We start from the raw sequence: 6,102 nt of genomic DNA, 5'->3' as shown, positions 1-6,102 counted from the left end.
CCGAGCTGGCGCGTCGGTTCGCGCCCCGCGAACGCCCATCGACCGCGGTCAAGCGGGATCGAGACGTCAGGCTGGCTCTGCCGGTGGGTCGCGCGGGCCGTCGTTCCCGCCGGTCGAGGTGCGGGTCGGTGCCGCTCCGCCCGGGCGCGTGTCGTCGCTGAAATTCTCCGCCGTGACTTTGCCGCCCGGGTGGAACAGCGCGAAGCACAGCGCCACGAACAGCGCGATCGCCATGCCGTAGAAGGCCACCTGGGTCGCTTCGGCGTAGTCGCGTTGGATGGCCGCGAACGCCTGGTCGCGCAGCGACGGTGGCAGCGCCTGGGCCGCATTGCCCGCGCCCGTCGACGACGTCAGGGAGTTCGCCGCCGCGGTCGCGTCCGTGTGGGGCACGCCCAGCCCCGTCAGCGACGTCGTGATTTTGTCTCGCCCGACCTGGAGCAGCACCGTGCCGAGGATCGCGAGACTGAGGCTCGACCCGTAGTTGCGCAGCGTCTGGGTGATGCCCGTGACCTCGCCGTACGACGCGTTGATCGCGCGGTTGACCGCGTCCGTGCTGGCCGGCCCGAGGAAGAAGCCGATGCCGGCGCCCGACAACACGATCCAGTACCACTGGCTGCCTTCGTCCAGAGTGGTCAGCGACCGCGCCCAGAGGGCGAAACCGATCGTGCCCAGCACGCAGCCCAGGATGACCGGGCGGCGCGCGCCCCCGCTGTCGAGCATGCGGCCGCCGACCTGCGCCGCCACGACGAAGCCGCCGAAGAAGATGAAGAGGTACAAGCCGGCGCCGCTGGCCGACTGGCCCAGCGAGATCTGGGCGTAGACGCTCGCGAAGAAGAACAGCGGCACGAAGGCCATCAGGCCGAAGAACAGCACCGAGTTGTCGATGGTGAACGCGCGGTCCTTGAAGATCCTGACCTTGATCAGCGGAGTCTCGGTGCGCAGTTCGACCAGCACGAAGACCACCAGGATCGCGAAACCCGCGACGATGCACAGCCACGTCCGCCAGCTCGCCCAGCCCCACGAGCTCGCCTGCTGCAAGCCCAGCACGCTCAGCGCCATCCCCGCGACGATCAGCACGGCGCCGCGCCAGTCGAGCTTCTCGCGCCGGTGCGCCGGGTTCACGCGGGCGAGCCAGGTGAGCACCACCGCGATGATCGCCACGGGTACGTTCACCCAGAAGATCGCCCGCCACGTGTAGTGGACGAGCCAGCCGCCCATGATCGGGCCGATCGCGGTCAGGCCGCCGCTGATGCCGAAGAAGATCGCCAAGGCCCGGCCCCGCTGTTGCAGCGGAAACGCGGCCACCACGATCGCCAGCGCGGCGGGGAAGAGCAGCGCCGCGCCGAAGCCCTGTATGACGCGGAAGATGATCAGCCACGCCTCCGCCGCGTCGCCCGTCGGGGTCGCGCCGCACAGCGCCGACGCGACCGCGAAGATCGTGACACCGATGAGCACCATCCGGCGATGGCCGAGGATGTCGGCGAGCCGCCCGCCGAACGCGAAGAACGCCGAGAGCGACAGCAGGTACCCGTTGATCACCCACTGGATCGCGGACGCGGAGATGCCTAGCTCGCCGGAGATGTCGGGCACGGCGATCGACACGATCGTCTGGTCGATGAACGTCATCGCGACCGCGAACACCATGGCCGCGAGCGCGACGTACTTGTTCGACCCGGCTTCCGGCGCGGCAGTCACAAAGTAACGCTAAACGGACATAGCCCTCACGCATTGCAGACCGGCCGACGAGGCCACTGAGGTCTGGAAGCCGCCGGAGGCGAAGCGGGCCGCCGTCCGCGCCGCGATCTCGTCGGAGCGCCCGGGCGTCGGACCCCGTCCCCAGCAGGCGAACATCGTGCCGCCCGGCACCAGCAGCCGCCGCAGCAGGTCCATCTCCTCGACCGCCGGCGAGGTCCAGAAGAGATTCACGTTGATCGAGAAAATCTTGGCAAACCCGCCCAGCTCACCGACGCCGTCGAAGGTGAACGGCGCCTGCCGCACCGTCAGCCGCCCGGCCTCGACGAAGGGCGCGTTCCGGGCGAGCGTGCGCCGCACCGCCGTCAACGACCGGTCGATCGCGGTCAACGAGCCGGTGACGAGTCGCTCGCAGACCAGCGCCGCCGCCGTGCCCCCGCCGCAGCCGATCTCCATGATCCGTTCGTCCGGACCAGGGTCGACCTGGTCCACCGACCACCGGATCCGCTCCATCAGCCCGGCACGAAGTCGTTCCGCAGGACCAGGATCGCGATGTCGTCGCGGGGCGTGTCGGCGGAGAACCCGATGACCGCGGTCTTGAGCCGGGCGGCCACCACGTCGGCCGAGTAGCCGGCCAGCGGAGCCGCCGCGTCGCGCAGCCGCTCGGGGCCGAACAGGTCGCGGCCGCGCCGCCGCTCGGTGACACCGTCGGTGTAGAAGACCAGCGAGTCACCGGGCCGCAGGGTCAGCTCGGCCACCGGCGTCGCCACTTCTTCGAGGAGGCCGAGCGCCGTGCCGCCCGTACCCACGAAGCCGGCGCGTCCGTCGGCGCGGACCGCGACCGGCCGGTCGTGGCCGGCCAGGTGCAGCGACACGGCGAGGTCTCCCTCGCCGGAGGCGGCGGGACCGACGGCGGCGAGCGCGAGCGTGCAGTAGCGCCCGCCGCCCCGCTCGACCAGCGTCTCGTTGAGCCGGTGCAGGGCCTCGGGCAGCGGGCGGGCGTCGTGCACGAGCACCCGGATCACGTCGCGGACCAGCCCGGTGACCGCCGCCGCAGGCACGCCCTTGCCGGACACGTCGCCGACCACCACCAGCCAGCGGTCGTCGGACAGCGGCACCACATCATAGAAGTCGCCGCCGACCTCGGCCGCGTCGCCGGTGGGCACGTACTCCGCCGCGAAGCCGATGCCCTTGACCACCGGCAGCACCGGCGGGAGCAGCGACTGCTGCAGCGTGTGCGCGACCTTGCGGCGCTCCTCGTGGATCCGCGCGTTCTCGATCGCGAGCCCGGCGCGGCGGGCCACGTCCTCGATCACGGCGATCTCGTCGGGGTCGTGCCGGTGCCGCTGGTGCCGGCCGACGGCGAGAGTGCCGAGCCGCTGCCCCCGGGCCACCAACGGCACCGCGAAGCCTTCCATCGGCGCGCCGAGCGGCACCTGCGACTCGGTGCGCGACGCCTCGCGCAGCCGCGCCAGCATCGACTCGGGACCGGTCTCCGCGAGCACCGCGTGCAACCGGGCCAGCATCGACTCGTCCGCGTGACTGGCCGCCGCCAGGTGCAGCCGTCCCCACTCGTCGGTGGTGTGCACCGCGCACCACTGCCCGAGCCGCGGCACGACGAGCTGCGGGATCAAAGCCATCGTCAGGTGTACGTCGAGCGACTGCGCCAGCAACTCGCTCGCCTCGGCGAGGAACGTGAGCCAGCTCTGCCGGCGCAGGTCGGCCCGGCGGAGCCGGTCGTTCTCGACGTAGAGCGAGAGGCGCTCGGCGACCAGCGCGGCCAGCGGCTGCGCGTAGCTCGACGGCGCGGCGTCCAACTCCAGCTCGCCGCTGTAGGGCCGGTTGACCGCCAGCGGCATCCGGAGCAGCTCGTCGTCGGGGCGCGGCGCGCGGCCGTAGCGGGCCAGGACCCGCGACCCGGCGCCGTCGCCGCGGTCGAGGCGGACCACACCGCCGGCCGCGCCGACCATCTCCGCGACGCGGGCGAGCAGGCCGCCGGCGAAGTCGGGGAGTGGGTCGTCGGAGTAGGGGTCCGGCGCGATCTGGCCGAGCGCGGCCATCTCGGTGGCGGTGGGCGTCGGGCCGGCCGCCACCGCGGTCACGACGGGCGGGCTGCCGAGGGCGGCACCGGTCGCGAGCTGCCGGGGGACGACCGCGTGCGGCGCGGCTGCGGCCTCGCCCCGGTCGAGCCGGAACCAGACGCCCTTGCGCGCCCCCTCGTGGATGGTCCCCCAGCGGGCGGCGAAGTGGTCGACGAGCAGGAGCCCGCGCCCCCGTTCCGAGATCTCCGACAGATCGGAGACCTCCGCGCGGGGCCGCACCAGCACCGTCTCGATCGGCCCACCCGCGAAGTCGGTGACGGTGACGGTGAGCCCGACCGAGTCGGCGGCGACCTCGATATCGAGCTCCGTGCCCGCGTGGACGACCGCGTTGGTGGACAGCTCGGTGGTCAGCAGCAGGGCCTCGTTGCTGAGCTCGTCGAGCCCGGCCTCGGCCAGCACGGCCCGCACGAGGGCGCGCGCGGCAGCCGGAGTGCGCCGGTCGGCCGGCAGCCGCACATGACGGACGTGCTCGACCTGGCCCGCGACGACCTCCCCTGACACGCTTAGCATCCTGCCCCGAACCGTCGGAATGTTCCAAGCCGCCCGGTCTGGCAGCGGTAATCCGTACCCGTGGCCGCACGCCCACCATGCGCCAAATGCCACAACGCGAAAACCATCCGCGTGTCGCCGTCCCGGCCATCGGACCCCCGCCCGGCCAGCGAGAACGGTGGCGGGGGCCACACCCAGACCGGCCGGGTGACGGAAGCCCCGCCGACGGGATGACCGACAGATTTCCGACCCGTTGCTCCGGCGGCGCGGATGTCCGATATGCGGCAATCCACGGGTAATCCGGACCTGTGGCCTCGCGCCCGCCATGCGGCAAAGGCCATGATGGGAACGCTGCCGGCGGCCTCCCCCCGTCGACACCTCCCCGAGCAGACCGAGCGAGGAACCATGACCACGGCGAAAACGATCCCCGCCGCGGACCAGTCCGCCGCCGACGAGTCCAGCCCGAGCCAGGCCGACCACCGGCGCCAGCTCGAGGAGCTGGTCGAAGCCCTGCGGCGGGTCCACCGCGGCGATCTCAAGGTGCGCCTGCCCAGGCGGGCCGGGCTGGCCGGCGAGGTGGCCGACGTGTTCAACGACGTCGTCGCCATGCAAGAGCGGCAGCACCTCGGCGTGCGCCGGATCAGCCGCATCGTCGGTCGCGACGGCCGGCTCACCGAGCGGCTGGACGAGGAGGGCTACGACGGCTCGTGGGCCGAGAGCCAGCGCGCGATCAACTCGCTGATCGACGACCTCGGCCGGCCGACCACCGAGATCGCCCGCGTCATCGTGGCGGTCGCCGACGGCGACCTGAGCCAGCACATGGCGCTCGAGATGGACGGCCGCCCGCTGCGCGGCGAGTTCCTGCGCATCGGCCGCACGGTCAACACCATGGTCGACCAGCTCTCCAGCTTCTCCAACGAGGTCACCCGGGTCGCCCGCGAGGTGGGCACCGAGGGCGAGCTCGGCGGCCAGGCCGACGTCCGCGGCGTGGCCGGCACCTGGAAGGACCTGACCGACTCGGTCAACACGATGGCGAGCAACCTGACCCACCAGGTCCGGTCGATCTCCGCCGTGGCGACCGCCGTGGCCCGGGGTGACCTGAGCCAGAAGATCACCGTGAGCGCGCGCGGTGAGGTGGCCGCCCTGGCCGACACCATGAACTCGCTCACCGACACGCTGCGCCTCTTCGCCGAGCAGGTGACGCGGGTGGCCCGTGAGGTGGGCACCGAGGGCAAGCTGGGTGGCCAGGCCGCCGTGCCCAACGTGGCCGGCACCTGGAAGGACCTCACCGACTCCGTCAACTCGATGGCGTCCAACCTGACGGCCCAGGTCCGCAACATCGCCCAGGTCTCCACCGCCGTCGCCAACGGCGACCTCTCCCAGAAGATCACCGTGGCCGCGCAGGGCGAGATCCTGGAGCTCAAGGACACCGTCAACACGATGGTGGATCAACTGTCCAGCTTCGCCGACGAGGTCACCCGCGTGGCCCGCGAGGTGGGCACCGAGGGCAAGCTCGGCGGTCAGGCCCAGGTCCGCGGTGTCTCCGGCACCTGGCGCGATCTCACCGAAAATGTGAACCAGCTCGCCGGCAACCTGACCAGCCAGGTCCGCAACATCTCCCAGGTGTCGACCGCGGTCGCGCAGGGCGACCTCTCGCAGAAGATCACCGTCGACGCCCGCGGCGAGATCCTGGAGCTCAAGAACACCGTCAACACGATGGTGGATCAGCTGTCGAGCTTCGCCGACGAGGTCACCCGGGTGGCCCGCGAGGTCGGCACCGAGGGCAAGCTCGGCGGTCAGGCCCAGGTGAAGGGCGTGT

At 71.9% G+C, this 6,102-nt stretch carries 4 protein-coding genes; 1 reads left to right on the top strand and 3 read right to left on the bottom strand.

Translation table 11 applies throughout. From position 1 onward, the window contains the following. Positions 1-66: 66 nt before the first annotated feature. Genes Air01nite_RS40275 through Air01nite_RS40265 form a run of 3 tightly spaced genes read right to left on the bottom strand, consistent with a single transcriptional unit; the run spans position 67 to position 4,295 of the window. Positions 67-1,695: an MFS transporter gene (locus tag Air01nite_RS40275; protein ID WP_203708735.1), complete on the bottom strand. Its 1,629-nt coding sequence runs from the start codon at positions 1,693-1,695 to the stop codon at positions 67-69. A gap of 9 nt (positions 1,696-1,704) precedes the next feature. Further along, positions 1,705-2,205 (bottom strand): SAM-dependent methyltransferase, encoded by a 501-nt coding sequence (locus Air01nite_RS40270; protein WP_203708733.1) that lies wholly within the window; start codon positions 2,203-2,205, stop codon positions 1,705-1,707. Beyond that, the gene (locus Air01nite_RS40265; protein ID WP_239091294.1) at positions 2,205-4,295 is read right to left on the bottom strand and encodes a SpoIIE family protein phosphatase; all 2,091 of its coding nucleotides are present in this window, start codon (positions 4,293-4,295) and stop codon (positions 2,205-2,207) included. Before Air01nite_RS40265 ends, Air01nite_RS40270 begins: the two co-directional genes overlap by 1 nt. A gap of 393 nt (positions 4,296-4,688) precedes the next feature. On the opposite strand from Air01nite_RS40265, the gene Air01nite_RS40260 reads away from it, so the two are divergent. Then, positions 4,689-6,102: HAMP domain-containing protein (locus tag Air01nite_RS40260; protein WP_203708729.1), on the top strand; the 1,414-nt coding region annotated here is incomplete at its 3' end.

The organism is Asanoa iriomotensis, assembly GCF_016862515.1.
Lineage (GTDB): Bacteria > Actinomycetota > Actinomycetes > Mycobacteriales > Micromonosporaceae > Asanoa > Asanoa iriomotensis.
The sequence above is the reverse complement of the archived record's forward strand: the minus strand, read 5'-3'. Positions and strand labels throughout refer to the sequence as shown.

Excerpts from the sequence above, each read along its gene's own strand:
- Air01nite_RS40270 (WP_203708733.1), bottom strand. The coding sequence starts at position 2,205 with ATGGAGCGGATCCGGTGGTCGGTGGACCAGGTCGACCCTGGTCCGGAC.